This is a genomic window from Streptomyces sp. NPDC031418, assembly GCF_055581605.1.
The window spans coordinates 222,704-249,172 of sequence record NZ_JBVIJC010000007.1 but is presented as its reverse complement, the minus strand read 5'-3'; the positions used below and the strand labels follow the sequence as shown (position 1 = coordinate 249,172).

29 protein-coding genes and 1 pseudogene are annotated in these 26,469 nt (G+C 68.3%); 2 read left to right on the top strand and 28 right to left on the bottom strand.

Going from position 1 to position 26,469, the window contains the following annotated elements; all coding sequences use genetic code 11:
* Nucleotides 1–20: 20 nt before the first annotated feature.
* From ACZ5CZ_RS12070 to ACZ5CZ_RS12045, 6 genes are all read right to left on the bottom strand, one after another.
* On the bottom strand, nt 21–1,670 hold the full coding sequence (locus ACZ5CZ_RS12070) for a DUF4192 family protein (protein WP_468941845.1): 1,650 nt from the start codon (nt 1,668–1,670) through the stop codon (nt 21–23).
* Nucleotides 1,667–2,194 (bottom strand): hypothetical protein, encoded by a 528-nt coding sequence (locus tag ACZ5CZ_RS12065; RefSeq protein ID WP_468941842.1) that lies wholly within the window; start codon nt 2,192–2,194, stop codon nt 1,667–1,669. The genes ACZ5CZ_RS12070 and ACZ5CZ_RS12065 overlap by 4 nt, the downstream gene beginning before the upstream one ends.
* On the bottom strand, nt 2,191–3,201 hold the full coding sequence (locus ACZ5CZ_RS12060; RefSeq protein WP_468941839.1) for an N-6 DNA methylase: 1,011 nt from the start codon (nt 3,199–3,201) through the stop codon (nt 2,191–2,193). The genes ACZ5CZ_RS12065 and ACZ5CZ_RS12060 overlap by 4 nt, the downstream gene beginning before the upstream one ends.
* A 91-nt stretch (nt 3,202–3,292) precedes the next feature.
* A complete protein-coding gene (locus ACZ5CZ_RS12055) occupies nt 3,293–3,595 on the bottom strand; it encodes a hypothetical protein (protein WP_073751632.1) in 303 nt (100 codons plus the stop codon).
* A 61-nt stretch (nt 3,596–3,656) separates the two neighbouring features.
* On the bottom strand, nt 3,657–4,295 hold the full coding sequence (locus tag ACZ5CZ_RS12050; RefSeq protein ID WP_383372370.1) for a hypothetical protein: 639 nt from the start codon (nt 4,293–4,295) through the stop codon (nt 3,657–3,659).
* 297 nt (nt 4,296–4,592) lie between these two features.
* Nucleotides 4,593–4,886 (bottom strand): hypothetical protein, encoded by a 294-nt coding sequence (locus tag ACZ5CZ_RS12045; protein ID WP_468941834.1) that lies wholly within the window; start codon nt 4,884–4,886, stop codon nt 4,593–4,595.
* A gap of 758 nt (nt 4,887–5,644) precedes the next feature.
* Here ACZ5CZ_RS12045 and ACZ5CZ_RS12040 point away from each other — a divergent pair.
* Nucleotides 5,645–5,908: a hypothetical protein gene (locus ACZ5CZ_RS12040; RefSeq protein ID WP_468941832.1), complete on the top strand. Its 264-nt coding sequence runs from the start codon at nt 5,645–5,647 to the stop codon at nt 5,906–5,908.
* A gap of 549 nt (nt 5,909–6,457) precedes the next feature.
* Nucleotides 6,458–9,361, top strand: coding sequence for a CHAT domain-containing protein (locus tag ACZ5CZ_RS12035; RefSeq protein WP_468941829.1), 2,904 nt, complete (start codon nt 6,458–6,460; stop codon nt 9,359–9,361).
* 209 nt (nt 9,362–9,570) lie between these two features.
* On the opposite strand, the gene ACZ5CZ_RS12030 is transcribed toward ACZ5CZ_RS12035, so the two are convergent.
* The 22 genes and pseudogenes from ACZ5CZ_RS12030 to ACZ5CZ_RS11925 all read right to left on the bottom strand — a co-directional run bounded on the left by ACZ5CZ_RS12030 (nt 9,571) and on the right by ACZ5CZ_RS11925 (nt 26,466).
* On the bottom strand, nt 9,571–10,299 hold the full coding sequence (locus ACZ5CZ_RS12030; protein WP_468941826.1) for a phosphoadenosine phosphosulfate reductase domain-containing protein: 729 nt from the start codon (nt 10,297–10,299) through the stop codon (nt 9,571–9,573).
* On the bottom strand, nt 10,296–10,796 hold the full coding sequence (locus ACZ5CZ_RS12025) for a hypothetical protein (protein WP_468941824.1): 501 nt from the start codon (nt 10,794–10,796) through the stop codon (nt 10,296–10,298). Before ACZ5CZ_RS12025 ends, ACZ5CZ_RS12030 begins: the two co-directional genes overlap by 4 nt.
* A gap of 62 nt (nt 10,797–10,858) precedes the next feature.
* Nucleotides 10,859–11,200, bottom strand: a complete 342-nt coding sequence (locus ACZ5CZ_RS12020; RefSeq protein ID WP_031477204.1) for an HU family DNA-binding protein — start codon at nt 11,198–11,200, stop codon at nt 10,859–10,861.
* Between the two features lie 157 nt (nt 11,201–11,357).
* Entirely contained in the window at nt 11,358–12,164 is an 807-nt protein-coding gene (locus ACZ5CZ_RS12015; RefSeq protein ID WP_468941821.1) for a hypothetical protein, read from the bottom strand.
* Between the two features lie 33 nt (nt 12,165–12,197).
* Nucleotides 12,198–12,608 carry a hypothetical protein gene (locus ACZ5CZ_RS12010; protein ID WP_468941819.1) on the bottom strand — a complete coding sequence of 137 codons (411 nt, stop codon included), beginning with the start codon at nt 12,606–12,608 and terminating at the stop codon, nt 12,198–12,200.
* A 19-nt stretch (nt 12,609–12,627) separates the two neighbouring features.
* The gene (locus ACZ5CZ_RS12005) at nt 12,628–13,329 is read right to left on the bottom strand and encodes a hypothetical protein (RefSeq protein ID WP_468941817.1); all 702 of its coding nucleotides are present in this window, start codon (nt 13,327–13,329) and stop codon (nt 12,628–12,630) included.
* Between the two features lie 56 nt (nt 13,330–13,385).
* Nucleotides 13,386–14,876 carry a DNA cytosine methyltransferase gene (locus ACZ5CZ_RS12000; RefSeq protein WP_468941814.1) on the bottom strand — a complete coding sequence of 497 codons (1,491 nt, stop codon included), beginning with the start codon at nt 14,874–14,876 and terminating at the stop codon, nt 13,386–13,388.
* 210 nt (nt 14,877–15,086) lie between these two features.
* The gene (locus tag ACZ5CZ_RS11995) at nt 15,087–15,710 is read right to left on the bottom strand and encodes a hypothetical protein (protein ID WP_055550398.1); all 624 of its coding nucleotides are present in this window, start codon (nt 15,708–15,710) and stop codon (nt 15,087–15,089) included.
* 89 nt (nt 15,711–15,799) lie between these two features.
* On the bottom strand, nt 15,800–16,123 hold the full coding sequence (locus ACZ5CZ_RS11990; RefSeq protein ID WP_468941810.1) for a hypothetical protein: 324 nt from the start codon (nt 16,121–16,123) through the stop codon (nt 15,800–15,802).
* Nucleotides 16,124–16,153: 30 nt separating this feature from the next.
* The gene (locus ACZ5CZ_RS11985) at nt 16,154–17,095 is read right to left on the bottom strand and encodes a helix-turn-helix domain-containing protein (RefSeq protein WP_468941807.1); all 942 of its coding nucleotides are present in this window, start codon (nt 17,093–17,095) and stop codon (nt 16,154–16,156) included.
* Nucleotides 17,096–17,180: 85 nt separating this feature from the next.
* Nucleotides 17,181–18,314, bottom strand: a complete 1,134-nt coding sequence (locus ACZ5CZ_RS11980) for a PD-(D/E)XK nuclease family protein (RefSeq protein ID WP_468942091.1) — start codon at nt 18,312–18,314, stop codon at nt 17,181–17,183.
* Nucleotides 18,315–18,387: 73 nt separating this feature from the next.
* On the bottom strand, nt 18,388–19,383 hold the full coding sequence (bet, locus tag ACZ5CZ_RS11975; protein WP_468941804.1) for a phage recombination protein Bet: 996 nt from the start codon (nt 19,381–19,383) through the stop codon (nt 18,388–18,390).
* A gap of 27 nt (nt 19,384–19,410) precedes the next feature.
* Nucleotides 19,411–19,755 carry a hypothetical protein gene (locus ACZ5CZ_RS11970; protein WP_051814244.1) on the bottom strand — a complete coding sequence of 115 codons (345 nt, stop codon included), beginning with the start codon at nt 19,753–19,755 and terminating at the stop codon, nt 19,411–19,413.
* Nucleotides 19,756–19,863: 108 nt separating this feature from the next.
* The gene (locus ACZ5CZ_RS11965; protein WP_468941802.1) at nt 19,864–20,067 is read right to left on the bottom strand and encodes a hypothetical protein; all 204 of its coding nucleotides are present in this window, start codon (nt 20,065–20,067) and stop codon (nt 19,864–19,866) included.
* A 90-nt stretch (nt 20,068–20,157) separates the two neighbouring features.
* On the bottom strand, nt 20,158–20,730 hold the full coding sequence (locus ACZ5CZ_RS11960) for a hypothetical protein (protein WP_468941799.1): 573 nt from the start codon (nt 20,728–20,730) through the stop codon (nt 20,158–20,160).
* A 156-nt stretch (nt 20,731–20,886) separates the two neighbouring features.
* Nucleotides 20,887–21,336 carry a hypothetical protein gene (locus ACZ5CZ_RS11955; protein WP_468941797.1) on the bottom strand — a complete coding sequence of 150 codons (450 nt, stop codon included), beginning with the start codon at nt 21,334–21,336 and terminating at the stop codon, nt 20,887–20,889.
* A gap of 82 nt (nt 21,337–21,418) precedes the next feature.
* On the bottom strand, nt 21,419–21,664 hold the full coding sequence (locus tag ACZ5CZ_RS11950) for a hypothetical protein (RefSeq protein ID WP_121746849.1): 246 nt from the start codon (nt 21,662–21,664) through the stop codon (nt 21,419–21,421).
* Nucleotides 21,665–21,998: 334 nt separating this feature from the next.
* Nucleotides 21,999–22,898: pseudogene (locus ACZ5CZ_RS11945) on the bottom strand (peptidoglycan-binding protein); the annotation flags it as partial.
* 99 nt (nt 22,899–22,997) lie between these two features.
* Complete coding sequence (locus ACZ5CZ_RS11940) at nt 22,998–23,873, bottom strand: DUF4365 domain-containing protein (RefSeq protein WP_468941794.1); 876 nt, start codon at nt 23,871–23,873, stop codon at nt 22,998–23,000.
* Between the two features lie 128 nt (nt 23,874–24,001).
* Nucleotides 24,002–24,433: a hypothetical protein gene (locus tag ACZ5CZ_RS11935; RefSeq protein ID WP_468941792.1), complete on the bottom strand. Its 432-nt coding sequence runs from the start codon at nt 24,431–24,433 to the stop codon at nt 24,002–24,004.
* Nucleotides 24,434–25,543 (bottom strand): hypothetical protein, encoded by a 1,110-nt coding sequence (locus tag ACZ5CZ_RS11930; protein ID WP_468941789.1) that lies wholly within the window; start codon nt 25,541–25,543, stop codon nt 24,434–24,436.
* The gene (locus ACZ5CZ_RS11925) at nt 25,540–26,466 is read right to left on the bottom strand and encodes a hypothetical protein (protein WP_468941786.1); all 927 of its coding nucleotides are present in this window, start codon (nt 26,464–26,466) and stop codon (nt 25,540–25,542) included. Before ACZ5CZ_RS11925 ends, ACZ5CZ_RS11930 begins: the two co-directional genes overlap by 4 nt.
* Nucleotides 26,467–26,469 lie beyond the last annotated feature (3 nt).

Genomic DNA, 26,469 nt, shown 5'->3' with positions numbered 1-26,469 from the left:
TGCCGGGGCCACCGTGTTGGTCAGAGGGTGTCGAGGTCGGGTCGGCTTGCGGCGAACTCCGCCGCAGCCTCGCGGTACGTCGCCAGGAGCCGGGCCGGGTCGCACTCGGTGCGGATGCCGTCGAGCAGCAGCTTGGCCATCGTGTAGCCGGGGTTGCTGTCGAGGGCTTCGGCGAAGGCGTGGCTGGCGGTGACGGTGTCGCCCTGCCGCCAGGCGACCCAGCCGAGGAGGGTGAGGAGCGGCGGAGCCTTTTTGGTGTGCGGCGGCACGCAGCGCCGGGCGAGGTAGCCCCACAGTTGCCGCTCGTAGGGAAGGTCGCTCTCCTCGCCGGTGGACAGCGCGGCGTCCCTCGTGTGCAGATCTTGCAGGCCGAGGATGATGCGGGCGGAGATCTCGTCCATGAGCTGGGGACGGCCGTTGCGGAAGTCGGCCAAGGCTCCGTTGACGATGTCGATGGTGCCGAAGCGGGCGAGGAGTCGGCCGTCCTCGGTCTGGACCTGGTCGTAGTAGTGGGTGGCTGCTGCGTCGAGGGCTTCGCGGTAGCGCACCGCGGTGGTGTCGGTGGCAGGGCGGTATTCGCTGGCGACCTCGACGGCGTGCTGAAGGTGCGTCAGGCGGTGGGCACGGCCCTCGCGGGCGGAGGCGAGCCAGTTTCGGGGGTCTTCGCCGTCGATCGTGCCGAGGTGTATGCCAGTGGCCAGCTCGTAGTCGGGGTCGGTGGTGATGGCGTCGCGTAGGGCCAGCCGCGCGGCGATGAGGTCGCCTTGCCGCCAGGCGACGAACGCGAACAGCGTCAGGATGGGCACGGCCTCCTGTGTGAACGGTTCAGCGCAGTGCCGCGCGAGGTAGGCCCACAAGCGTCGGGCGTGGGGAAGGTCGCCGTCCTCCGCGTGGGCCACGCCGGCCTCCACGGCGGCGTCGTCTTGCAGGCCGACGATGAGCTGCGTGGTCAGGGCGCGGCTGAGGGCGGTCGCCCCGTCACGGAACCGGGCCATGGCGGCGTCGATTTGTTCCAGCGTCAACGCGAGCGTGGCGTCGCGTCCGGCGTTGGTCGCGCACCGCGAGTTGAAGTGGTCGGCGGCGGTGTGCAGGTCCTGGAGGAACGCGGGGTCTGCCGTGGCCGCCCGGAACTCCTTGATGATGTCGCGGGTGCGGGGGCCGGGAGTGCGGCCGAGGCTGGTCATCTGTGCGGCGACGCTGGTGGGGTCGTCGGGCGACGGGAGCGGGTCGCCCTCGCAGCACCCGTCGATGTCGCACTCGTAAGCCCACCACCGGTCCGCGACGAGGCCGATCGTCTGGAGGACGTTGGCGCGGTGCTCCATGAACTCGTTCGTGAGCCAGGTGCCGACGGGGGCGAGGAGCGCGGCGGTGTCCTCGGGGCTCTGGCCGGGGCGCGGTTCGCGGCAGAGATAGATGATGACGCCCTCAGCGAGGTCATGGCCGCGGTCGTGGGCGTAGGCCACGAACTGGCGGGCAGCGTGCTCGGCGGTGGCCTGCCACTCGGCGCTGTCGTCGGGGAGGGGGCACGTCATGGTCGGCCCGTCATGGAAGTTCGGGCCGGGCGCGTGGAGGGCGATGCTGTCGTCCGGGTAGTGGCCGAGGAGGTACGGCAGGATCTGGGCGAGGTTGGGCAGGCTGGTGACCTGCACGGTGTTGTCGGGCGTGCTCACTTCTGGGTTCCTTCCTTCTGCGATGCGGTGTCGGGCTGCCCGATACGGGCGGGCGGAGCGGGGGCGGGCATGCCGCGTGGCTTGTCCGTGAGGGCTGGGAGCAGCCGTTCGCGGACGAGCGCGGCGAGGTCGGCGGCCAGGGCTTCGCTGGTGCGTGTGGTGAGGACGGCGTGCCAGGTCCGGCCGGGCTGGAGCCGGGCGTCGTTGGCGGCTTGTGCTTCGGCTTGCTCGATGTCGGTGCCGTCGGGGATCGGCGGCAGGTCCGGGCCTGCGGTGATCCAGGTCTGAATGGCGAGGCCGCGGGACTGGACTCGCAGGCCGATGCGGTGGCCGTCGGGGTGCTGGTAGGCGACGGTGCGGTCAGGGGTGTCGGTGTCCTCCTTGCTCCACGGCGGGTCGAGGGTGGGGGCGAGCTGGTCGAGGGGCGGCAGGTCGATCTCGTCGCGGGGTCCGGCGAAGGCCGGGCGTCGACGGCGCGGCGTGGGGGTGGTGCCGGGTCGGTCGAAGGGGTCGGGTTCGGTCACGCGGCGTTCTCTTCGCTGGGCATGAGCTGGTCGACCAGGTCGAAGGCGCGGCGCCAGGCGACGATCGTGCTGGCGGTCTCCATGTACCGGTCGCGCTGCTCGAAGGCTTCTTTGGCTTCGGCGCGGGTCTTGGCGTAGTCGTCTTCCGGTGCGAGGGAGTCGGCGCAGCCGATGAGGCAGCGCGGGCCGAGGTCCCAGATGATCGCGTTGACGGCGGCGCACCCGGCGGACAGCGAGTCGATGTCGTTGCCGTACCAGTGGAAGTCGTGCGGGTTGAGGCCGAGATCGCGCAGGCGTTGGGCGACGGAGCGGAACATCGTGCCGGAGCCGACGGCGGGTTCGCGGAAAGACATGCCTGGCTTGGCGAAGTCCTTGTCCACGGTCATGTTGGCGAGCAGGTCGGTGACGCACGCCGGCGTGTGGTACTCGCCGCGCCACTTCTTGTCGCTCTTGTGGCGGAGGCCGGTGAGCAGGGGGCTGAGGACGTCGGCTTCGGAGCGTTGCCCGGGGTCGTCGTGGCCGGTGAGGTCCATCAGGCCGGTGTTGATGGCGGCGCGGGTGACGGCGTGGACGGCGCGGAGCTGCTGCTTGTCGGGGTTGGGGTTCCAGGCCCAATCGTGAAGGCGTATCGCGCGGTTGATCAGGTCGGGGCGCTTGATCCAGTGTCCGAGGTAGATCTCCGTGAGGAGCTGCGGAAGTTGTTCGGGCTGGAGGTTGAGCACCCAGTCCGCCAGGCCGGGCACGTTGCGCAGCAGGGAGAGTCCGGCGACGGTGCCGAGGGGGACGTCGATGCTGCTGCCGCCGAAGGACTGGTACCAGGCGTCGAGGACGTTCTCCGCGATCTTGCGGGCGTGCTCGTGCGGGTCGCGCGGGGCGGCGTAGCGGCGGGCGGTGATCTTGCCGGTGGGGCGGGCCTTGGACTGGGGCGGGGGCTTCTTCGCCCACGACGGCGCGGGACGCGCGGCGGTGGCCGGGGCTGCCGCGCGGGGCAAGAAGTCGTCGGACATGACGGCGGATTCCTTTCTGCGGGCGCGCATGGGGCCGCCCCGGTGCGCGGTGCGCGGCCGGGGCGGCGTGTGGATGGGTTGGGGAGCGGGGTCAGCTGGTCTGCTGGAGGTCCCGGAGGGTGGCGAAGATGCCGCGGATCTCGACGTCGTAGGCAGCGGCGGGGTACCCGGCCTGGCGCAGGCCGTTGATGAGGAACATCAGGGCCGCCTCGTCGGTGTCCATGTCGCTGATGAGCTGGTCGAAGCTGGTGTCGCGCAGCTCGTCGGGGCGGTGCTCGTAGCCGATGCGCAGGGTCTTCTCGATCTCGGCGAGGGTCGCGGCGGTCTGCTTGTCGGTGAGGCCGAGCAGGGCGGCCCAGGCCGCCAGGGTGGCGTCGTCAACGGGGAGCTTCACGGGCTGATGCCTTTCTGGTGGGCCGTGCCCGGCCGCGCGGGGCGGCCGGGCACGGGCGGGGTCAGGAGGTGGGGGCGGTGGGGAAGGGGTTGTCCCGGTAGTCGGGGTGGCAGGCGGCGTACAGGCCGCCGGGGAGGCGTTCGGTGATGACGCCCCATCCGGCCCAGCGCATGACGGCGAGGTAGCCGAGGTCTCCGCCCGCGAAGCCGGTGCGGCCCTTGGCGTCGGGGTCGGGCTTGATGAACACCCAGCCGGGCAGGTCTCCGGTGTCGTCCGGCATGACCTGGAAGCCGGGGCGCAGTTCGTGGACGCCGTCGGTGTGGATGGGCGGCATTCCGGCGGCGGTCAGGATGCGTACGGCGGCCTGGACGTGCGGGTGGCCGTGGCATTCGGGCAGGGTGCCGACGCCGGTGTGAAGGGGGCGCTCGTACGGGAGGCGGCCGACGGCGGCCTTGTAGATGGTCATGAGGAGTTGGGCGTCCTCGCGGCGGCCGGCGTGGCGCATCGCAAGGTTCGCGACGATGGCGATGGAGTGCCGGTCCTGGGTGAACAGGCGGCGGAACTGGTCGAGGGTCATGCCGGTCGTCACTTGCACGCGGGCGAAGGTGTGCGAGGCGAAGCGGACGGCGTATGCGACGTGCTCGGGGTCGAGCCCTATCTGGTGGGCGAGTTCGCGGACTCCGGGCGAGTAGTCGGTCATTGGGTCTCCAAGAGGCGCTTGCGCGTATGGGTGCGGCCCCGGCTGTCGGCCGGGGGCGCGGGGTGCTGCTGGGGTTCGGGGATGGTTAGCGGCGTCCGCCGCATCCGGCGTGGCCGCAGCCGCCGCAGAAGCCGCCGCTGTTGCACTCGCAGCCGCATCCGTGGTTCTGGGTTTCCATTCCAATTCCCCTTTCCATTCGGGCGTTTCCCGAATTCCTCACTTATATCTTAATGGCAAATACCCCAGAAGCAAGGTATGGCCGACTGAATGCGCATTTAATTTCCGCAATTCAATTTCCTAATTCGCGGCTGCCGGAATGAGATCGGGCCAGCGGACGGCCTCCAGCGCACGGCGGTGCGAGTCGGGTACCGGCACGGTCGGGTAGCCGAGCCAGTCGAGTCCCATCGCGGCGAGGATCGTGGCGTCCGCCTGGTCGTAGCGGCCCGGCCCTTCGCACGGGACGCCGTACCGCTCGACGGCCACCGAGCGCACCATGCCCTTCGCGATCCGGGCCCGGTCCTTGCGCGGGAAGTCCTGGGCCGGGTTGGCCCGGCCGGTCGCGTAGATCGTGCGCCCGTGCGGGGTCACCACGGCGTAGGGGATGCGGTGACGCCACAGGTACTGCGTGACCAGCCACCACAGCCCGGCCAGCTCGTGGTGCCCGGCCGTCCTTCACGCTCAGCGAGACGGCCGCGACCAGCCAGTCCAGCCGCTCGTGGCTGCAGCGGCGGCCGGGCCGGTAGGCGCGCGCCCAGTCCGTTCCCGCGATGCCGGTCGAGGTCAGCGACAGGTCGAGGCCGACGACCCGCGGCTGCCACTCCCCTTTCTCCTGCACGCTCGGCACCGTCACCGGGGCGCTTTGGAGTTCGGCCGTCACGCGACACCTCCCGCCCGCCGGATCACCTCGGCCATCGGCAGCTCCTGCTGGAACGGGACGCCCATCTCCTCCTCCAAGTCGGCGTACTCGCGCGCCGGCTCGGGGCGGAGCCCGGCCGCGCAGGTCAGGTCCGGGACGGAGGCGAGAACGCACAGGCTGCACGAGAGGCTTTTTCGGACTAGTGATGTGTTCCGGGCAGTCGACGCTGCGGAACGGTCAGTTACTCCCGGCCCTTCTGTGAGTGGCGAGATGCCTGTCGGGAAACAACGCGCCGGCCTCCACTGCGCCGCCCGTCGAAGTGCCGCGGCGGCGAGTTGGCCCCAGCGGCACCGACGCTATGGCGGGGCTGTACCGCTCCCAGGATGCGGGTGACGCAGGAGTGTGCTGGCCTGAAGAGGGGGACAACTTCACCCTCAGCTACATTTCAGACAAAAAGAGCGCCGAGTTCAGGTCAACAGCGAGGTGAAGTGTCGTGCCGATTCAACCACCTGCGGGCGACGACTGGTTCGACAGCGTGCCAGCAATGATGGAGCAACTGGCGGAGACACTTAATAGTTTCATGCGGGCGCCAAGCGACCAAGCTGCCCGGGAGGTTCTACGTCAGCATCCAGAGCTTCACAGTGAGCTGGCTTACAAATGGCTCAGAAAAGGTATCGACGATGCCCGTAGCCAGGGCTACCCCAAAGAGGCCGAGCGGATGAGCAAACGCATGGAACTCCTAGAAACGCAGATATAGCCTCTCTCCCGCCTTCTTAGCAGCTGAATCTGACATCGCATTGGAGGATCCAATGGGACCCCGCCTCATGGACGCGGAAGTTCGATTCAGTGAAGGAGTAGCCGGGGACCAAGCATCGGCATTCGAGGACAAGCTACGGTCCGCTGGCCTTGACATCATCCGAACGCGTGGCGGCCTAGCCGAGACAATCCCTTGGCTAGTCCTGATCGGTTTGCCGATGCAGTCATTTCTGAGCAGTCTGGGTGAAGATGCCTACCAAACCTTCAAGAAGGCGGTACGGGATCTCTTCAAGTCAACAGGTGATCCTGGGGATTCGGCCATATTGGAGGATGACCTATCAGGCATTCAGGTAATCCTAGAGTCGGATCTCCCCGAGGACGCCTACCAGCAGCTGCGTGCCCTAGATCTTCGACACTTCTCAAGTGGGCCGCTTCGATACGATCGAAATGAGCACTGCTGGCGGCCTGAGTAAGACGGGTGCATTCGTGAACCTTCCGTAACGCAATAGGCCCAGTGCCCTAGGTCCATCGGACATGGGGAGGACCAGGGATGACCGAGGAAGACTTTGTGGATCGCAGCTTCACTGCGGAGGAGCCGGAGGATCTTGCCCGGCTGGATTACCTTCTCAAAGACGGCTCCTTGTCCCCCGCAGATCGCGGTCGCGAGCTGCTCACCCTAGCGATCGACCTGACGAGGCATAACCGGAGCCTGGAGACCGCTTCTAAAGCCCTGACCGCTTGCGCTGTTATCGTCCGCAACATTCCCGAGGTGCAGAGTTCGCTACACCTCCTCCGCGGCGAGATAGCCAGCAAGCAAAATAAGATAAGGATGGCGAGAAAGAGTACCAAACGAGCTCTCATATTGGCTCGAATATCCAAAGACACAAAGGGTCAAATTAAGGCACACTTGCAACTCTCGGAATTGGCCTTCCGGGGAGGGTGCGACAAATCTGGACAGCGGCGTGCCGAAAAGGGGCTTGATCTCGCTGTAAAGATCCAGGATCCCTATTTGCAGTACCACGCACACCAACTGCTGGGAAAACGAGCGTTCAATAGGGGTGATCGGCAAAATTCAAAGGATCACGCCGAGCGTGCGGTCGAATCTGCAACCGCCTTGGGTGATCCGGAAGTGCTTGCCAACGCCTTTTATTTGCGGGCGATGGTCGCTTATGCGGAGGATGAACTCGAGGTCGCTCAACGATACGCCGAAGAAGCCCTTGAGTTGGGTGCGGCGGCGCAAGTTCCGTGGGCTCAGGCCGAGGCTCATAAATTGCTTGGAGATCTGGCCTTCTGGCGGGGAAATCTCGACGAGTCTCGAGAGAATGCAGAGCAATCGCTCAAGTATGCCATAATGTCGCGCGATCCGCAGGCACGGGCGCATTCCTATCAACTGCTGGGCGATCTAGCCCGTCAACGCAGGGACCTTCAACTAGCCAATAAGTACGCCCAACAGGCAATGTGGTTTTCTGAGGTGTCCGGCGACAATGAAGCACAAGCAAGTGCCCACGAACTGCTTGGTGACCTTGCACGGAGACGGGGTGAGATGCAAGTGGCTCAGCAGCATGTCTTGCGTTCGCTCGCCCTCGCCGAAGCATCCGGAGATAAACAAAGGCAGGCGAACGCCAACCGGACGCTCGGAGATCTCGCGTACCTGAGGAAAGACCTCAAGCAGATGATGCGGCATGCCCAGAAGGCATACTCCCTTGCCCAGGCCGCCGGGGATCGAGTGGGGCAAGCCAATGCCAAGACATTGATGGCTCGTTCGGCCATCGAAGACGAAGACTGGGCCAAAGCACGGACCCACGTCAAGCAGGCGATTGCCTTGAAGCTAGCAGCAGGAGACGTCGAGGGAACTGCATCAGCACAAATGATGCTCGGCCACGTGCTGGCCAATTCGGGACCACAAGGTTGGCCGGAGGCACTGAAGCACGCTCTGGATGCGGTACGCGTCCGCGAGCGGCTCCGCACAGAGCTTGGTAGCGCGGCTGCGCAGCGCGCTCGCTATCTCGCCGCCACCTGGGAGTGGGATCGGTTGCCACTGCAGTTGGCCTCAGATATCGGTGACGGCTGGGCAGGCTTTGAACTCATGGAGCTTGGCCGAAGCGAGGCATTGGCCAATCTTCTTCATCGCTACGCCGGCGGCGAGCAGGAACTGCCAGAGGGAGTGAAGCGTCTTCTGGCCGAACTTGAGACGCAACAAGCGATGGCTGAGACCGCCCTCGACTCACACTTGGGTGGCCGAGAGGCTGAGCATCCACATGTAGACCGCCAGTCGGTGGAAGCGCAGATTGCGAAGCTCCACACGAAGCTCGCAGCCTCGGTAGGCAACGCATTCCAGCAAGTGTTCACCGGATTCCAGACCACGCCACAAGAGCTGCGAAATCGCATACCCTCCGACGTACATGCCCTCTTGTTGAGGCTGCTACCTGGCGACGGATTGGGGGCCCGGCTGCTGTATTCGGTATGGGTGCCGCCAGATCCTAACCAACCTCCGGTCATTCAGCAGCGGTTCCTCTCCGATGAAGAAGATCACTGGTTGACTGAACTTACAGCTTCTGGGCCAGGAGGAAGGCATGCCGCAGGCCGGCGACTTTTGAGGGATACCACACACCCGTGGCGCCGGGAACTGTCGATGAAGCTGCTACCCGATGAGCTTTATGCACTCCTAAGCGACGTCGATCCTGAGGACGATGGTCCAGTACCCACCCTACTGATCGCACCGAGCGGAGAGTTGTGGGGCGTCCCATTTGCAGCCCTGGACATAGCTGACCGCTATCTTCTTGACCGTGCGGCCATCACGCTGCTGCCATCCTTGCGCCTGCTACCCCAGACCACTAGCTCCCACAGAGCACATCATCCGGATCGAGCCTTGACCTATATGGCCGGAGTGGCCGCACAGCCCGAGCGCAAGCAACTGCTATACGCCTACGCCGATCGCTTGGACGAGGTAACGGACCCCGAAGAGCTGGTGGAGAAGCTGCGCTCCGGCGATCGTTATAGGCTCGCGGTCCTCGCAGTGCATGGGGATGACAAGCTGGGTCTAGAACAGAGTCTGCTGCTGAGGGACAGGCCTCACCGTCGAATGTCGGCTGCCCAGCTTCTCGGCCTACGTCTGCCCGCGCACCTGGTCCTTGGGTCCTGCTGGTCCGGGCGTCTATCGCCTAATCCGGGTGAGGAGCCGATTGGACTGCCGACAGTAGCCCTTACCCGTGGAGCTGTCACGCTCACAACCGCGCTATATCCGGTTCCTGATAAAGCCACAGGAGAAATACTCGCTTCCTACTACCAGCAGTTGTCTACCAACATTCCCGCCACCTATGCATTGCGCAACAGCCAGCGCCGATATATCGCCGACACATCAAGTGGCGCGCTACCCGACGAAAGAGCAGAGCTGGACTCGGCCCCATGGTATTGGGCAGGCCTTACGCTGCTCACCACCGCACCGGGGCAGTAGATAGGAAACTTCTGACGCCAGCCTGATTCCTATCGAATGAGCGGAATTCCGAGCGTAACCGGGGTGCGGTTGCGCTTCCGGGCGAGACGGTTGAGGACCCGTCGGTCTCAACCACGCGGCCCCAGCGCGAGAGCCGGATTGCGTCGACATCGCGCTCCACATCGTTCGGTAGTGCTACACAACTCCGTCTATTCGGGTTGCGTAACCTCCTACCGATGCAGCACGGCCGAGCGTCCACAACACACGGTGTCGGTGCCAGTATTCCGGTCAACATGTCGGGACATGCCGGCGTCGTACGCCCAGTGGTAGGGCAGGCCGCGGTCCCGGATGCGCTGCCAGACCTCGGCGGTGCTCCAGCGCAGCACCGGGTACCACTGGCTCACGGTGCGCCGCCCGCTGCTGCCCCGGCGGTCGGTCTCGACGGCGGGCCGCCGGGCGCGGGCGCGGGACTCCTCCGCGCGGAAGCCCATGACGTGCACGATCCGCGCCGGGCGGCCGGTGATGCCCAGGGCGTCCACCTGCTCGGTCACGAACCGGTGCGCCACGCTCCGCTTCATGTCCGAGGTACAGAAGCGGCTCAGGAAGTGAGGAAACTGGCCGCGCGCCCGGATGCGGTGTACCAGGGACGGCCACTTCGCCGAGCGGCGGACCTCGAAGGGCAGCCCGTAATGGGCGGCCTGGCGGCGCGTCAGGTCTTCGGTTTCGGGCCACTCCACGGTGTGGCCGCGCGGGGTACGGCCGAGGTCGATATGCAGGACCACCATGCGGTCGCGGACCCCGGCCTCGTCGGCCAGGCGTACGGCCTCGTCCATGGCGGCAACGCTGTCCTTGCCGCCGCCGCTGTTGCTGATGACGATGCGGTCGGCGGCAGCGAGGTCGGGCACCGGCTCGAGACCGTGCACGGCGCGGGCGCTGACCAGTTCTGTCTGGCCGCTCACCGCTGGCCTTCCCCAGTCGCGGCACGGTGCTTGGTGATCAGGCGCTCCGCTTCGGCCATGGCCGGTCCCTTGTGGCGGTCGACCCACTCGCCGTCGTAGCTGCCGACCGGCCCCCACAGGTACCAGCCGGTGTCGTGGTAGCCGTCCTTCGGGTTCCTGCGGCGGTGGCTCAGCTCCCACCAGCCGTCGCGCCAGCGCCACAGGCGCTTCGCGGCCGGGTGGGGCACCCAGCCAGCCCGCTCGGCCAGGGTCTGGAGCCGTGCCACGTCGGTGCGCAGCATTGCCGCTTCGGCGGCGGCGTTCAAGTCGCGCGGGGCGGGGCGCTCGCCGCCGCCCGCCTGGTGCGAGGGCGAGGCGAGGCGAAGGCCGAGCTGTCGTACGGCGTCGTCCCTCTGGCGCGCGACGCGCCGTAGCAGACCGGCCGCGCCGACTGTGCCCCGCTCCTCCAGCCACTTCGCGGTGGCGTCGATCTCGACGCCCACGGAACGGTCGTTCATCTTGAACTCCTTCGGCAGGGCCGTCCCGGCGCGTGCCGGGACGGCCCCTGGTGTGCAGCGGGTTACGGGCGGGCGACCTTGGGGGTCTTGGGGTCCTTCTGGATGCAGTTGCCGGACTCGGGCATCGCCCGGCGGCCCGCGACGAGGTCCTGGAACCGGGCGCCGGGACGGAACTTCACGACCCGGCGTTCGGCGACCTCCACCGGCTCACCGGTCTGCGGATTGCGGGCGGTACGGGCCGGGCGCACCTCGGGGGTGAGGCTGCCGAAGCCGGTGACTGAGACGACCTCACCGGCGGCGACGGCGCGGACCATCGCGTCGAGCGCGGCCTCCACGGCGTCAGCCGCCTGAGCGCGGTTGCCAGTCACCTTCGCCACGGCCTGGATGAGCTGAGCCTTGTTCACGGGGCTTTCCTTTCGATTCGGCTGGGCCACAGGAGTCGAGGGACGGGCGCGCCACGCGGCGGGCCACGGGTTCAGTCCGTAGCCGGGGTCCGCGACGTGGTCGCACACCGAAGCGCGAGAGCACACACTTTGATTCATGAATGTCATCTATTTCGCGTTAGTCGGGCAGGCGGACGAGAAACTTGCCGACCGCGAGCACCTGGGAGATGGGCAGGGCGACGGCCGCGTAGTCGGCCGAGATCAGCCGCGGCTCCTCACCGGGGCGGGGCCGGGCGGGCACGACCCAGGCCCTACCCGTCCAGTCCGCGTAGCGCGCCCCGACCTCGAGGAACTGCCCGGCGAAAAGGAACAGGCGGGCGCGCAGCGACGAGGACCATCCTTCGCCCGGCACCGGGCCGTCCCCGTGCGGGGTCTGGAGGCCGAGGAAGTCGGGACCGGCGGTCACCAGGGTGCCCGCAGACCCCAGGGAGCGGAACTCGATCGCCTCGCCTTTGCCGCCGGCGTTCAGCCACCGGGACAGGTCGTCGGCGCTCAGCTGCACGTGCCGACCGTGCAGCGCGCCGTGGTCGCGGGCGTCGAGTACCAGGCGCAGCAGGGCGTGCCAGGGCAGGCGGCCGACGTGGGGTGCGGCGGGGATGGTGAGCTGCGCGACGCCCTCGGTGAAGCGGAGCAGCTGGTGGCCGCCGCTGGTGACGTGCTCGACGGTGACTGTGTCAGACGACTCCAGCCAGCCGCGCAGCGCGGTGGCGTCGTCGTAGCCAACGGGGGCCGTCCACACGTCGCCCGCGACGGGAGTGCGGGCGACGGCGAGCGTCCGGTAGCTGCACGCGACGACGTGGAGGTGGCCGGAAGTGCAATCAAGGATCAGGGCGTCGAGGTCATTGGCGTCCTCGTCCGCCCGGAAGCGGTGCGGGGCGGCCTGGTCGAGGATGGCCGTCAGGTCGCGGGCCTTGATGGTGAACATGTCGTGTCTCCGCAGGAGTTGTAGAGGTGATGATCAGGCGCCGGAGGCGCGCTTGCGGGCCCGGCGGGCTTGCTGGGCGAGCCGTCCGGCCTCCAGGCACAGGGAGCAGGCGCGCTCCCCGCGCCGGTTGTGGGCACGGGCACCGGCTTCGGTGCCGTGGGTGATCGGGCGTCGGCCGCGCTCGCGTAGTTCGACGGGCTGAGCACCCTCGCAGGTCGCGAGGACCTGCCCGTTGCACCAGAGCCGCCCGCCGCACACGCCGTCGAACAGGCTCGTGCTCGGCATGACGAGGTCGATGCACTGTGAACGGAACGGGCAGCCCTGGCAGGCCGCGAGGAGGGCGAGGACCAGCGGCTCCGTCGGGGCTTCGGCCGCCGTCTCCTCGGACGTGAAGCGGGCGTCCCCGGCGCAGGGGGCCTCAACGACCCACCCGTTGCCGCTCATCTGCTCCTCCTCCCGTCGGCTAGGCAGCAGGCGGCAGCGGCATCAGGCGGACCTGATCGCTGACGCTGGAGCCATGGGGATGGGCGAAGCCGCGCGGTACCGGCATCAGGTGACGGTCGGCCAGCGGCGGGAGAAGGAAGACCTGCGCGACGAGGCGCGTGAGAGCGTCGTCGCATGCGCGGCTGAGGCGTGGCCGGGCCACGGGGACGGGGGCGTCGCCATCAGCCTGGTCCTCGATGACCCCGATGACACGGCCCCCGCCCGCGCGGCCGTCCACGACGACCGCCGTCGCCGCAGGGTGGTGCCCGTGTATCAGCTCGGCCACGCGGGCCGCGCGGTCGACCGGGGGCAGCTCCAGGAGCCAACTGCCGTCCATGCCCGTGTTGCGGTGCACGAGCGCCCACGCGGGTGAGGACGGCGGCAGGAGCGCGTACTCGACGTCCAGGGTGATGTCCGAGTCGATCTCATTGAGCGGATGGCCGGTCTCGGTGCCGTCCCACAGCCAAGGGCACGCTCCCAGCGGACTCGGCTGCTCGCCGAGCACGCCGTGGACCGTGACAGCGCGGTCTTCGCCGCTGCGGTCGAAGGCCACGTAAACGGCTTCGGGGCAGCGGGCACGGATCTTGGCCGCGAGGTGATCGATGATGGCCAGGCAGTGCGCTTGCTCGGCTCGGCGGAGCGCGAGCGACAGCTCCTCCCGCTGTTGAGCCAGGATGGCCACCTGGTCGTGTGCTGACGTTGTCATGGCAGGGGTGTCCCTTCTTCTTGGGGATGGGGTCAGGCGAGGACGGGCTTGAGGCGTTCGCCGATCCACCGGGCGACGTTGACGCTCACCGCGTTGCCGGCCTGCTGGGTCTGGGCGGCCTTGGAGCCGACAACCTCGTAGGTGTCGGGGAACCGCTGGCCACGCAACTGCTCGCGGGGCTGCAACATGCGGAAGTAGCAGTCCTCGATGGCGGGCGCGGTCCGCACAATGGCCGCCGAGTCGCGGGTCGACAGGGTGTGCAGCGGCTCGCCCGCGGTCTTCGGCGCGGCCTTGCGGTACGGGATCACCAACGTGTTGCGGGCCCGGGTGCGGACGTTGCCGTCGGGCACGACCAGGCCGTGATGGCGGGCCGTGGCGATGGTGCTCAGCGGGGCGTCGATCAGCGCGGCGTCGCAGTTGTTGCGGAACTCCACGATGAACGGGTCCACCGTGACGAGGGCTTCGCTCTCGCGGGTGGTGCGGGTGCGCATGGGCTCCTCGATGGGCGAAGCCGTGTCGTTCCATGAGCCGCCCACCGGCACCAGCAGGGCCTCACCGAGCTTGGCCGTGCGGGTGGGCAGCGGCCGGGTGTGCGGGGCGAACGCGCGGTCGGTGCCGTCCTTGCCGTGTGTGAGGGTGACGACGGACGGCTCGTAGGGGAACTTCGCCAGTCCGGCCGCGATGCGGCGCATGGTGTTCGGCACCAGCGGGCGGACGCGGTCTCCGATGCGCTGGCCGATGTCGTCCCACATGATCACGTCGGAGGCGGGCCGGACGTACGGCTCCACCAGCGCGTGGCCACAGCGGCTGTTCGGGCAGCGGTAGTCGTACTGCTGCTGGTACTTGCCGACCTTCACCCGCGGGTCGCGCCAGCTCTGGCGCGCCTTGACGTCCCGCCCGCACTCGAAGCAGTACGCCAGTGGACGGGGGGCGAGGTCGGGGCGGCGGATCCCGGTGAGGGTGAAGACCAGGTACACGCGGTCGCGCCACTGCGGGGCGTAGGGATTTGTCTCCGACCCGATGTGCGCGGAGGACACGGAGACGATCTGGACGCGGTAGCCGAGCTTCTTCATGGCGCGGATCCACTCGGGGAACAGCAGCCAGTCGGTGATGTATTCGACGACGTTCTCCACGACGACGCACGGGAACCGCTTCGCCTCGGCGGCGCGCAGCACGCACCAGGCGGTCACCCGGGTCATCTCGAAGGCTTCCGGGGGCAGTTCGCGCCACTGCTCCTCTTCCTCGAACAGCGCGTCCTGCGCCGGGTCGGGCCGCTTCTTCCCGCCGGCGGGGCTGACCTCGGTGCAGATGACGCTGGCCCACAGCACGAGGGCCTTCGGGAGCCAGCGCATGGGGTAGTTCTGGATGTCAGCGCAGCGAGCCGCCGCATTCGGGTGGTTGAGCTCGAACGTGTCGACGGCGGTCTGCCAGTGGTTTATGCCGAGGATGGGGTCGAATCCGGCTTCCAACAGGCCGGTGGCATCTCCGCCCGCTCCGCAGAGCAGGTGGATGGATCGGGGCACGGTCTTGGGTCTCCAGGAGGCGGGGCCGCCCGGCCCGGATGGTGGGCCGGGCGGCCGTGGTCAGGACTCGTCGGAGGCGCGTAACGCGCGGTGGTGGCGGCTGTCCTCGATGCCGAGGGCGGTGAACCCCAGCAGGCCGAGGGCGCACACGATCAGCAGCCAGATCACCGGTCCGCGCCCCCGGTGGGGCGCGGTGCGCGGCGCGGCCGGTCAGTCATCGCTGCGGGTGACGCGGACGGTCGTGATGTGTCCGGCGCACTCGAACAGCGCCAGCGGGTAGCCGTCCGTCTGGGGCCGCTGCCAGACACGGCGGTAGCCCTCGTGGTCGGTGAGTCGCTGGGACCACTCCGAGAAGCGGGCGATGGCGGTGGCCGCGCCCTCGATCCCGGCGATCTGGTTGTGGCTCGCGCCGTACGGCGCGGTGTGCGTGGCCGAGACGATCAGCCTGGGTGCGCGGCGGGGAACGTCGAGGCCGTCGATGCGGGCCAGCAGCGGGATGAGGCTGTTGCGGTGGTGGCGCTGGGGGCCGTTGGGGGTGGAGTCGTACAGGACGGTGTGCCTGTCCGCGTTCTCCACGTCCTGGCGGACGGCCGTCCAGCCGTTCACCTCGTCGGGATCGGCGGGCAGGCTGTGCTCGGAGGCGATGATCAGCTCCGTGCCGTCCCGCAGGTCGGCGCGGACGAAGAACTCTCCTCCTCCGGCGGTCTCGATGTCGGTGACCCAGCCCGCGTAGCGCAGCGGGGTGATGACGTGGCTGTAGCGGTGGAAGAGCCGCTGCCACAGCGGGTCAGTGGTGCGGTTGTGGTCGGGCAGGGCCGCGATGGTGGTGGTCATGTGCTGGTCTCCAAGAGAGTGTGCACGGCGGGCGCACAGAAAGCACGCCCGCCGTTGAAAAATGTCACCTATCTCAGGTGAAGCGGACGTCAGACGGTGGGCAGTTCACTGCGAGCGAGGATCTGCACCGACCACATCCGGCCGCCGCGCGTGACGACGCAGCCGATCGCGCGCCCGTCGTGGGGCAGGACGAAGCCGCTGCCGCCCTCCTCCTGGCTCAGGTCGCTGACGAGCTCACGGACGCCGTGTTCGGCGCACTCGGCCGAGCAGTAGAGGTGGCTGCCGAGGCGCGGTGCGACCGGTGAGCCGTGGATGACTTCGGCGACGACGACGTAGACGTCGGGGGCCGGGGTAAGTGTGTCGGTCAAGGTGGTCTCCAAGAGGTCGGTGAGTTCGGTGGATCCCGAACTCATACTTATATCTTAATGGCGTACATCGGGGCGTCAATGTTGCCGATCTTGGGAACGCCCCTGTCTCCGGCGGGAGTTAGCACCCATCTCGCGCCCCATTCGAGCCAGGTCCCTCACTCGCTGGCGGGCCATCTCCAGGGCTTGCTGGTCCGTTGCCGCGACGCGCTGCTCCTGCTCGGCGAAGAACTGCCGTAGCCAGTCCTGCTGCTGGCGGTGCTCGCGGTCGGCCGCTTCTCGTCGCGCCTGCTCCCTCCCGGCACGCGGGTTCGTCCCACACCCCCGGCAGTTGCTCACCGGCTCGGCGTGCTTCGGGCAGCCCGCCCGCTGCGGCTCTCCACGCTCCGCCTCCGGCTCCCCTGCGGCGTCAGCCGTGGGGGTAGGGGGGTTAGGAAGAGAAGAGGAAGAAGGAGGAAGAGAAGGGGTTTCCCCAGGGGAACCCGCTCGGTTTCCCGAGGACAACCCACTGGGTTCCCCCAGGGCAACCCTGCCCGGAGCGTCATCAGGGTTCCCCTGGGGCAACCCTGGCTCCGAGGCGGCCTCGGCGGCGGCCCGTGCCTCTTCCCGCGCGGCGACGTCCTGCTGTGTCCGGGCCGCCGACGACGGCTTGCGGCGCGCGGTCTTGCGAGCGAGGCGGGGGTTGGTCGGGGCACGCTGCGCCGCCCGGCGCCGCTCGATCAGCTCCTCCGTCGACGGGATGGGCGGCACGCCGTGCGGGAACACCCGGTACTCGGCGCGGCGACCGACCCGTCCGACCGTGACCCGCTCGACCAGGCCAAGGCCGACGAGTTGCGTCACCACCGTGATGACCTGCTTCTCCCCTACGCCGGCCCAGGCCATCATCCGCTCCAGGCCCGGCCGGGCCAGCCTGGTCTGGTCATCGGCCGAGTCCGCGATCTTCATGAGGACCAGCTTCTGCGTGGTGTTGATCACCTCCTTCGGCAGGTAGGCGGCCACCACCATCAGTTGGATGCTCACCGGCACCTCTCCGTGTTCCGTCCCGTCCCCGCCGCGCCGGGGCGGGGACGGAGCACGCCGGCTCCGCCCCCGCAGACTGGCGCGATCAGGGCTTCTTGCGCGCGGTGACGTTGATGCTCACCGCGGTCCGCCGGTCGTGGTCGAGGCGCGTGGGCACGGGGATGCCCACCTCCTTCAGCGTCGCCTTCATCAACGCCGCGTCGGGCACCATCGGCACTTCCAGCCCTGCGCGGCGGTACAGCGCGACCATCGCCTCGATGTCATCGACCTTGGTCGGGTTTCCGCCGCTCCACTTCAGGACGTTGTCGCCGTAGACGCCGGGTTCAGAGCCTTCGAGCTGGGCGCGCAGGAACTTCTGCCGGTCCTTGAGCGGCTTGATCTGCTCGGAGACCTCGGCGTACTCGGCAAGCGCCTTCGCGCGTTCCTCGTCGTCGTGGATGAGCTGGCTCTGCGGGGAGCGCCCGGAGACGAGCGGGCCCCAGCACGCGGTGCGGAACGGGCAGTGGTCGCAGATCGCGGAGATGCCCGGCCCCTGGAAAGTGCGCGGCAACTCCTCCGGGGAGGCGGCGGCCCGCACCTGCCGAACCCACCAGCGGGCACGGCGGGCGCGGTCGGCCTCGTAGGCGATCTCCTGAACGTGGTCGTCACCCGAGTCGCGGTTGATGAACCGGAATCGGATGCGAGCGACAGGCACCGGCCCGAGGTGGGCAAGCTGCCGCTGGCCCCGGACGCTGGCGAAGCCTTCCGTGCCGAGCAGGTCGGCGTACAGGTACACCTGCCGCAGCTCTGCCTCGCTCGCGCCGTACCGCAGGACGCTGTCCCACTGGTACGTGCTCTTGGTCTTCACGTCCTCGACGGTCGTCTCCTCGGCCGGGAGCGTGGGACGCAGCCGCTTCGGGAGCCGTGCGGCAGTGGCGCTGTCGAGCTGGACGGCGTCGATGTGGCCCCGAAGGGTGTCGTCCTCGACGCGGCGCTCGACGAGCCAGCCGTACTCCTCGCAGGCGGCCTCGAGTATCCCGGCGTGCAGCCAGGTCCCAAGGATCGCTTTGCGCTTCTCACCGACATCGGTCGGGGTGCGGCCGTGCAGGAGGTATCCAGCCCGGCGGGCGCACACGGTGTCGCTGGCACCGAGCTTGGTCTGTTGGGAGCGGGGGCGGCGTGCGTCCGCCGCGTGAGCGGCGGGCCACAGGCTGACGGGCCGCTTGGGCGCGATGGCCATAGTGGTCACGGTGTTCTCCAAGAGGATGGGGTGCCGCCCGCCGACAGCGGGCGGCACCCGGTGTCGTCAGGGGTCAGGAGGCGCGGCGGGGCGCGGCGAGGCGCTTACGCGGGGTGCGCTTCGCCGGGGCCGGGGCCTCGTCGGACTCCGCAGCGGTGTCCGGCGTGGTCTCCGGGGTGGCCTTCTTCGCGGCACGCGCCCGCTTCTTCGGCGCGGGCTTGTCCGTGCTCTCGTCCTGGCCCACGGCCTGGGAGTCTTCGGCGGACTCGTCCTTCGCGTCGCCGCCCTTGTCGGTCGCCGCTTCGAGCCCGGCGGCCTCGCGTAGGCGTCGGGTCGCCTCTTCCGCCTCGCGGACGACGGCTTCGGCGTCGGCCCGCGCCATCTCCTCGTCCACGTAAACGCCGGACAGGTCCTGCGGTGCGGCCATGCGCAGCGCGCCGGCCTCGGCGCACTTGCGGAGCATGTGGGCGGGCATCTGCTGCCACATCTTCGCCACGACGTACGCGCCCTGCTTGCGGTCATAGTACGTCGGGGCGAACTCGTCCCAGCGGGCGATGAACGGGAACCTGGCGTTGCCGCGCAGGACGGTGACCTTGACCGCGGCCGGGTACGCCTTCGACAGCCAGACCTCGTGGGCGTTGCCCTCGGAGTCGTAGTAGACGGTGTCCTCGTACGAGATGGACTCCCCGGCCTTGATAGCCGCGCGGTGGGCGACCGTGCGGAAGCCGTCGATGCCGGTCTGGATGGTCCAGGTCTTCTCCGGCTCGTCGGGGTTGTCGGCGGCCTTCCAGTTGGTGCGGCCGATCATGTAGATCTGCCGCGCGAATGGGTCGAGGCCGGACCGCACGCAGAAGTGGAAGAACAAGGCCAACTGGGCACGCGGCGCCTGGGCGAGTCCTGGGCTGATCAGCGACAGGGCGGCCACCTGCCGTGCGTCGAACTCCACTTGGTCGGCGCGCAGCACAACGGCGCTCTGGGACACGCTGCGTTCGGGCAGCACCTCGGTGGCGGTCGGGGGCGGGGCGCTGGACGGAGCGTCGTCGCCCTGCTGCTCGGTCGGTTGATTCATGGGTCGTTCGTCTCCAAGAGAACTGGTTCAGTCGGTCCGCAAGGCGCGGACCTCGAACGCGCCCGCCCACTCGGGGTGGCGCTCGATGAGAAGCCGGACGTACCGGCTGCGGAAGTTGTTGTTGAGGCGGAACTCGTCGCCCTCGGTCGCCGTGACGTAGCGCCAGCGCAGGACCTCGAAGAGCATCCCGATGCCGACACGGCTCGCGCCGCGCTTCAGGTAGTCGGCAGTCAGGGCCTCCAACGCGCGCAGCACCCAGGGGTTGAGCTCGTGGAATGTCTCGAACTGGGCCTGGATCGAAGCCGGCTGGCCGTCCGGCTGCCTCACGGTGTGGATGACCAGGCCCGGTATCTCGTCCTGGACGGCTGCCATACCCACTCCCTGATGACTTCTTTCAAGAATGTCACCTATCTTGCGGGTCGGCGTACAGATGATCAACCCCACCGGCTACAGGCGCGACTTCACGCACTCAACCCGAGATCAGGCAGGGGTCCGCTCGGCCGCCTCCTCCATGCGCGCCTCGCGAGCCTCGTTGGCCGCCGATGCGGCCCGCAGGGCGTCGATGGCGACGTTGGACTCGGGATGCTTGAGGACGTAGAGCGAGAGGGCTCCTTCGACGACCAGGGCCTCACTGGCATTCATGACCGCGACCTCGCTGCCGCCCGGTATGGCGATGAACTGCACTGCTGCCTCCTTGATGAACTGCGGACCCCCGTAACGGGGATTACTTATATCTTATTTGCAATTCGAGGCTAAGTACAGTGTTCGCGCAGTTCAGAGGGCCTTCCGGGCATGGCGGCCTCGGGTCAGTACGCGGCTGCCGGGCCCGTCGTAGGTGCCGCCGCGCAGGGCGGCGACGACCTCTTCGTCCACGTCCCAGGACAGGCTCCGTGCGCTCTCGCGGAGCTTAGGGACGGCATCGAGGACGGTGTCCAGCATCCAGAGCATCGACCCGGACAGCAGCCAGTCGTGCTCCGGGAACCGCCCTGTCGCGATGGTCGTCGCCAAGTTGCCCTGCGCGGGCAGGTGGAACAGCTCGATGATTTCCTGCTGGCCGACGACTGGCGGCAGTTCATCCCCCAGGTTCGGCTCCCAGCCCTCGCCCTGCTCCGCGATGATCCGCGCCTTCACGTCCAGGTCGACCTGGCGGAAGCGCGCGGTGGTCGCTCCCCACCTGGCCGCGAAGCCGAGCGGCCAGTACCGCACCCCGCTGACGATGATGGCGGTCTCCGGATCCAGCACGCTGCCGCGGCTCGGCGACAGCCACTGCGCGACCTGCTTCGGATCGACGCGGTACAGCGCGGCGAACTCCTGGTGCCCGACCAGATACGGCTTGCCCCGACTCATCCCCGTCCTCCGGTGTCTGCCCTGAATGCAGAGGGCAGCGTAGCCGTACGCGCACGCCGGCGTACGCGGCGGCCGCTGCTATGGTGGCGGCGGTCTTTTCTCCAAGAGGCCAAACGGCCCCCGCCTCGGCGGGGGCCGTGTGCGTTGCCGCGCGCTCTACGCGGTCTTGCCCTCGGGCTGGTCGGCGGTGGAGCTGAGCCGGGTCGAGCCCTGCTCCTTCGCCTGCCGCGTGAACCGCAGGGCGTGGACGGTGCGCCCGCCGGTCACCTCGCGGAAGGCGGTCGCCACCTCTGCCTTGGTCAGCCGCCGCCCTTCCAGCGTGAACAGCGGCCCGTCCGTACGGGCCCCGATCAGCTCGCGCAGCGCGTTGGCCGCCGACACGGTGATCCCGGCCTCGTAGACGCCGCCCTCCTTCGCGTGCCGGATGACGACCAGACGGTCATCCAGCTCCGCATCCGGCACGTCGAACGCCAGGAGCTCGCCCAGCCGGACCTCCGACTCCCAGAGCAGTTGCCACACTGCGCGGATGGCGGCCGGGACCGCCGGGTCCGCGAGCGCGGTGTCCAACTCCAGGTCGCTGACGAGCAGGCTTGTCGTATGCATCATGACCCCCAGGCCGCAAGAACAAGTGCGTCCTCACGCTATGCGCGCTGTCGGACAACACCGTTTGACGGCAGGGGTGTTCGTCTCAGCTGCGGGCCAGGCTGAAGACCGTGAGCACCACCGCGGTGATGCTGGCCAGTACGGCGACGGTCGGCAGCGGCCACCTGGTCTTCTCCAGCGCGCTCACCCTTTCCTCCAGGTCCTCCAGGGCCTTGTCCGTTTGGTCGCTGCGCTGGACGAGCAGCGCCAACTGGCCGTCGATGCGCGCGAAACCGACCTCCAGCGCCTGGCGCAGCTCCGCCAGGGCGAGCGCGACCTGTCCTTCGGGCACGGTCCGTCCTCCTGTTCTCTCGCTGCCCGGCGAGTCAGTACTTGGGCGTGGCCGGGTCGCGCTTGAGCGGGAGCCACGACGCCGTTCCGGGCCTGCCCACGACGGTGCCGAGGGTGGACTTCAACGCGCTGAGCGCCGCGGGTATCGCGGAGACCGCGGCGGCCTGCCATGCCGACAGGGACACCATGTCCGTCGTGCTGGAGGCTGCCATCAGGCCCAGCAGCGACTGGAGGTAGGTCGCAACGGTGCGCTCGGCAACATCGGCAAGGGCCTGCGGCATCGGGTCGTGCTCCTGGTTCGGGCTGGCGGGGGTCGGGGCGGCGGCAACGGACTGGTGCGGGACACGGAGGTCCGCCCAGGTCTGCGGGCCGGGAATGCCGTCGGCGTCGGCGCCGTGGTGGCCGCGCTTGATCTGGTAGGCCGCGTAAGAACGGCGGTGCGCGTCGTTCCACACCGGGCCGGGCGGCGTGTCGTAGGAGTCGCAACCCTCGGCGATCAGCCGCTTCGCCATCGCGGCGATCACTGGGGAGGAGCGGCCCTCGCGGAAGAACTGCTTGCCCGGGTACGCCGCGTACTTCGGTGTCGGCCTCGGCTTGGGCTCCGGGTCTGGCTTCGGCTTGGGGTCGGGCTTCGGCCTACCGCCGTCCTTGAGGTGTCGAGCGACCCGGGCGCGGAAGTCGTCCATGTCGATGCCGCCCGGGTCCGGCTTCCCTGGCCGCCACTCCTTGTGACCGATGACGGAGTGCTCGTTCCATCCGTGCGCGCGGCAGATGGCCGCCGCCGCCCGCGCCATCGCGTCGAGCTGGGCCGTCGGCCACGGCTGGCTCCCGGTGTTGATGCATTCGAAGCCGTAGAAGTGCCTGTTGCCGTCGGTATCCGCTTCGTTGTCGCGCGGGAGGTCCGTCTTCTCCGCGATGACCGCGAGCAGGACGTCGGTGTCCCCCATGCCGGCGTGGTTGGTCCGGCCGTAGCCGACCAAGTGGACCGTCCCGGATCGGTCGATGACGCCATGGCACAGGGGACCTGGGAGGTCCTGGTAGCCGACGCGGCACAGCTCCACCATGTCCTTCTCGGAGCTGTACGGCCCGGTGTGGTGGATCATGACCCCGTTGGCGGGCCCCCAGTTGCCATGGCTGTTGCGATTATGGGTGCGCCATTTTCCATGCTCGACGACCCCCAGGCCCGCCTGTTTCAGCACGGACCGGAACTCGTTCGCGCTCAACGGAGTCGCCATGACTCGTCTCGCTCTTCTCCCCTGCGCCATACGGCAATTTGGCCGAACTCGCTAATGCGGAACGGTCCCCCGGAGAAGGCTGCGCAGCTGAGTGGGGGGTCACCCTTCATCCATGGTATCCAGCAGCGGATCGATCCACCGCAGGGCATCTTCCATGGCCTGTCTCAGAGAGTCATCGTCGCCAGCCTCAGGGCTCCACGTGGCAACGAAGAACGGAGGCTCAATGGATGCCTCCTGCATCTGCGGGCAATCGCTGAGATCACGAGCACCACAGACGACGACCACTAGGGGGACATACCTGTCCTGGGCAAGGATCTCGTCCAGCCGACTGAATGGACGAACCAAGGCCACCTCGATGATGAGGCCACTCTTCAGCCATACGTCCATATCCGCAGACCAGATGTGAGCATGGATCTGTCTGATCGCAACAACTTCGGGAAAGAGCATGTGCAGGCGCGCGCTGAGGAGATGTCGGTAGAGCTCGCTGTTCTGCTCCCAAAGATGCTCCTCCTCGTTGCCCGTGACTCCCCAGGTGAGGAGACTCCCCAGAGCTGAGACCTGTGAAGCCGTCCGCGCGAGCGGACGAAGGTCGGCCATCGACTGCGCGTTCAGTTCCTGATCCTCGGGTACGAGGACTTTCCAGGCCTTGCCCGTCGAGACGGCGGTGTGATTGCTGACGTGCTGCCAGTAAACCTTCCGGGTCTTGGGGTTGTAGAGCATCACAAGGACTGGAAGCGAATGTCCCAGCCAATAGGAGGCATGGGCTGCGTTGCACGTGAACCACCAGCCACCATGAGTGGCTGACCTGAAGTAGCTCAGGCCCGACTTGATCTGTACCCCTAGGAGCTGCCCCGTCGCCGTCGAAGCGGCGCTGTCCACGACCTCCAAGTGAGCGTCGATGCCAACGTCTACGGTTGGCTGCTCCCTGAAGATCCAGCCCAGCTCGCTAGTGACGAGGTGGCTGATCCACGCCACGCCCTCCCGCTCGACCTGTTGCGTCCGCTGAACCTGCACGACCTCAACCGCCCATGTTGTCGCTGAGTTGGGAGTAGAGACTCGCACAACACACTGACACTGACGTAGGCGAAGCCCAGGCGATCGCGCTAGTCGGGACCATCAGCTCGGAACCTTGCCCCATCCAGACTTATCCACGATGCCCTCACGTTGCCGCCGTCCTTGACCCGCAACGCCACCTGGCCCTCCGGGGTGATGTCGAGGTGGAGATCTCGTCGCGCGTTGGAGGCAACCGGCACGGTTCGCGGCGCGGCTGACTGGTACTCCTCGGGCAACACGGCGACGATTGCCTTGTCCACGGCTCGGCCTCCAGGCAGCCCGATCCGACCGCTGAATTCCACCATGTCCCAAGGATCGGCGCGGAACTGCGGCGGCTGCTCCTCGTCTGGAACGTTCGTGTCGCCGGTCAGCGGCAGGTCGCGCCACTCGGGGTACGGGGCACTGCGGGCGCGTTCCAAGGTGACGACGCGCTTCTCCAGCTTGGCCAGTCGGCGGCCGAGGTCGGCGATCGTGTCCGGCACCTACTGCTCCTCTCCTTCGCCCGCCTCGTGCTCGGGCTTGTTGGTGCGCTCCAGCTTCAGCGTCACGCGCTCGGCCGTCTCGCCCTCGCCGGGCCGCACCGTCCAGCCGACGACCCGGCACCAGCCGTCGTATTCGGTGTGCGGCTTGAACAGGCGGATCCGTACGTCGTCCCCGATGCGCAAGGCGTGGATCGGGGCCGCCGGGTGGTCGATGATCTCCAACTCGGTCAGCGAGGGCAGGACCTGGCGGGCCAGCCGTTCACGGCGGGCCCGCTGCTTCAGCTTCGCCTCGTCCTTCTCGCTCGTCTCCAGCCGGTGTTCCAGGCGCAGGCGCCCGTTGCGCACGCCATCCACGACGACCTTGCGCTTCTTGCCCTCGCCCGCGCCCAGACCGATGACCCACTGGGCGTAGGAGTCGGCGTCCTTGATGACATGCGGGGTACCGACCACGTTCGCGCCGGTCGTGAATGTCAGGTCCTCTCGGCGTCGGCCAAGGCGTGGCGCACCGAGGATGATGCGGCGCTCGGCGCGGCGCCCGCGCCAGGCCACGGTCTCCGACCACTCCAGGCCGTCATCGATCTCCGCCATCTCATCCACCATCTCGCCGAGGTTGCGCGGATCGGTCTTGGATGTGGTGTACGGGTCCTTCGCCGTGCCGGTCTTCGCCTTCGACTTCGTGTCGTCCACGACCACGCCCAGGTCGCCGTCCGGCTGGGCCTGCGCGTAGGCCCAGACATCGCGGATCACGTCACACGGGTCCGCTTCGATGTACGGGCCGCGACCGTCGAGGTTGCCGTGCAGGTCGAAGCGGCGGTGGACGTAGCTCGTGAACCCGGAGGCTTCGATGGGCAGGGTGTTGCCCTCCGGTTCGGCGCGCCACAGCAGCCCGCCCCAGTCGAGGCGGGCATTGCGCTCGACAAGGAGCACCGTGTCGCCGGCGTCGAGCGCGTCACCAAGGGAGCGACGGAACGCGGTCGGCAAGGTGGCCTTCAACGAGCCGGGCCCGGATATCTCCGGGCCGTACTCGACCTCGCTCAGCGGCAGGTTCCAGTGCAGAACAGCGCCGGTCGCGGCCCGCGCGACGATGTAGCGGTAGTCGGCCATCGTCACGCAGGCCCTTCCGTGAACGCGACGTCGAGCGTGACCGTCGTGCCCTTGGCCACGCTCAAGTCACCGTCGCCGTACTTGTCGTTCTGGTTGATCTCGACGGCCAGGTGCTGGCGGGTGCCACGGTAGGCGGGAGGCACAGCGAGCGTGTCGGCCAGGGTCACGGAGGAGCGGCGGGTGGTGGTGCCGTCGTCGTCCACCACGGTCGGCTTCGCGGCGCGCTCTCCGAGCCGGGTACGCAGCTCGGCATACACGGGGCCTGCCTCGGCGCGCAGGCCGGAGAGGGTGACGACGATGGTGGCTGTCGTCGCCCAGGCGGGGACGTCAAGGTCCCAGGCGGCCTCCCTGGGCCAGGCTGCCCAGTGGCCGTGCTTGCTGGGCACCTTCCCGGTGTGCTCGGGGTGCACGGTGCGCAGCGTGCGCTCTGTGCGCGGGTTGGCCAGCCGCCGCAGATCGGTGATCATCTCGGCGGTGATCGTGGCGGTGTTCCGTGGGATGGTGATGCGGGCCAACGGGATCGCAGTCATCTCCCGCAGCGCGGTGGTGTCCTGGGAGTCGATGCCCTGGATGAGGTGGAAGTAGCCGATGTTCTGGCGTCGCGGGTCGCGGTCGCCTTCGAATTCCGGGTCCTCGATGCGCAGCACCAGCAGGTCGGTGCGGACAACCGGCCCGGTCGGCGGCACGTCGACCACGGTGTCGCCGATGTTGGACTGGGTGTAGGCCCCTTGCCACGGCCGGGCGCCGTGGATCAGCGCGGAGCCGTCGCCGACCCGAACACCGGGGCCGGGAGTCTCCAGCGGGCGGACCTTCAGGTCCTCGCTCTCGGCAACGCCCTGCCGGCCGCGGGCAAGGTCGCGGATCATCAGGCGCATCGCGCGGGCGGAGTGGTCGGCCCCGCGCACCATCATGGGGGGTTGCAGCGTCATGAG

Bases quoted from the DNA above. Each gene is read 5' to 3' on its own strand.
- ACZ5CZ_RS11980 (WP_468942091.1), bottom strand. From the start codon at position 18,314: ATGGCCATCGCGCCCAAGCGGCCCGTCAGCCTGTGGCCCGCCGCTCAC.
- ACZ5CZ_RS12025 (WP_468941824.1), bottom strand. From the start codon at position 10,796: ATGAACGACCGTTCCGTGGGCGTCGAGATCGACGCCACCGCGAAGTGG.
- ACZ5CZ_RS11990 (WP_468941810.1), bottom strand. From the start codon at position 16,123: ATGAGTTCGGGATCCACCGAACTCACCGACCTCTTGGAGACCACCTTG.
- bet (WP_468941804.1), bottom strand. From the start codon at position 19,383: ATGAATCAACCGACCGAGCAGCAGGGCGACGACGCTCCGTCCAGCGCC.
- ACZ5CZ_RS11955 (WP_468941797.1), bottom strand. From the start codon at position 21,336: ATGATGCATACGACAAGCCTGCTCGTCAGCGACCTGGAGTTGGACACC.
- ACZ5CZ_RS11995 (WP_055550398.1), bottom strand. From the start codon at position 15,710: ATGACCACCACCATCGCGGCCCTGCCCGACCACAACCGCACCACTGAC.
- ACZ5CZ_RS12015 (WP_468941821.1), bottom strand. From the start codon at position 12,164: ATGTTCACCATCAAGGCCCGCGACCTGACGGCCATCCTCGACCAGGCC.
- ACZ5CZ_RS11960 (WP_468941799.1), bottom strand. From the start codon at position 20,730: ATGAGTCGGGGCAAGCCGTATCTGGTCGGGCACCAGGAGTTCGCCGCG.
- ACZ5CZ_RS12035 (WP_468941829.1), top strand. From the start codon at position 6,458: ATGACCGAGGAAGACTTTGTGGATCGCAGCTTCACTGCGGAGGAGCCG.
- ACZ5CZ_RS12050 (WP_383372370.1), bottom strand. From the start codon at position 4,295: ATGACCGACTACTCGCCCGGAGTCCGCGAACTCGCCCACCAGATAGGG.
- ACZ5CZ_RS11925 (WP_468941786.1), bottom strand. From the start codon at position 26,466: ATGACGCTGCAACCCCCCATGATGGTGCGCGGGGCCGACCACTCCGCC.
- ACZ5CZ_RS12060 (WP_468941839.1), bottom strand. From the start codon at position 3,201: ATGTCCGACGACTTCTTGCCCCGCGCGGCAGCCCCGGCCACCGCCGCG.
- ACZ5CZ_RS11970 (WP_051814244.1), bottom strand. From the start codon at position 19,755: ATGGCAGCCGTCCAGGACGAGATACCGGGCCTGGTCATCCACACCGTG.
- ACZ5CZ_RS12010 (WP_468941819.1), bottom strand. From the start codon at position 12,608: ATGAGCGGCAACGGGTGGGTCGTTGAGGCCCCCTGCGCCGGGGACGCC.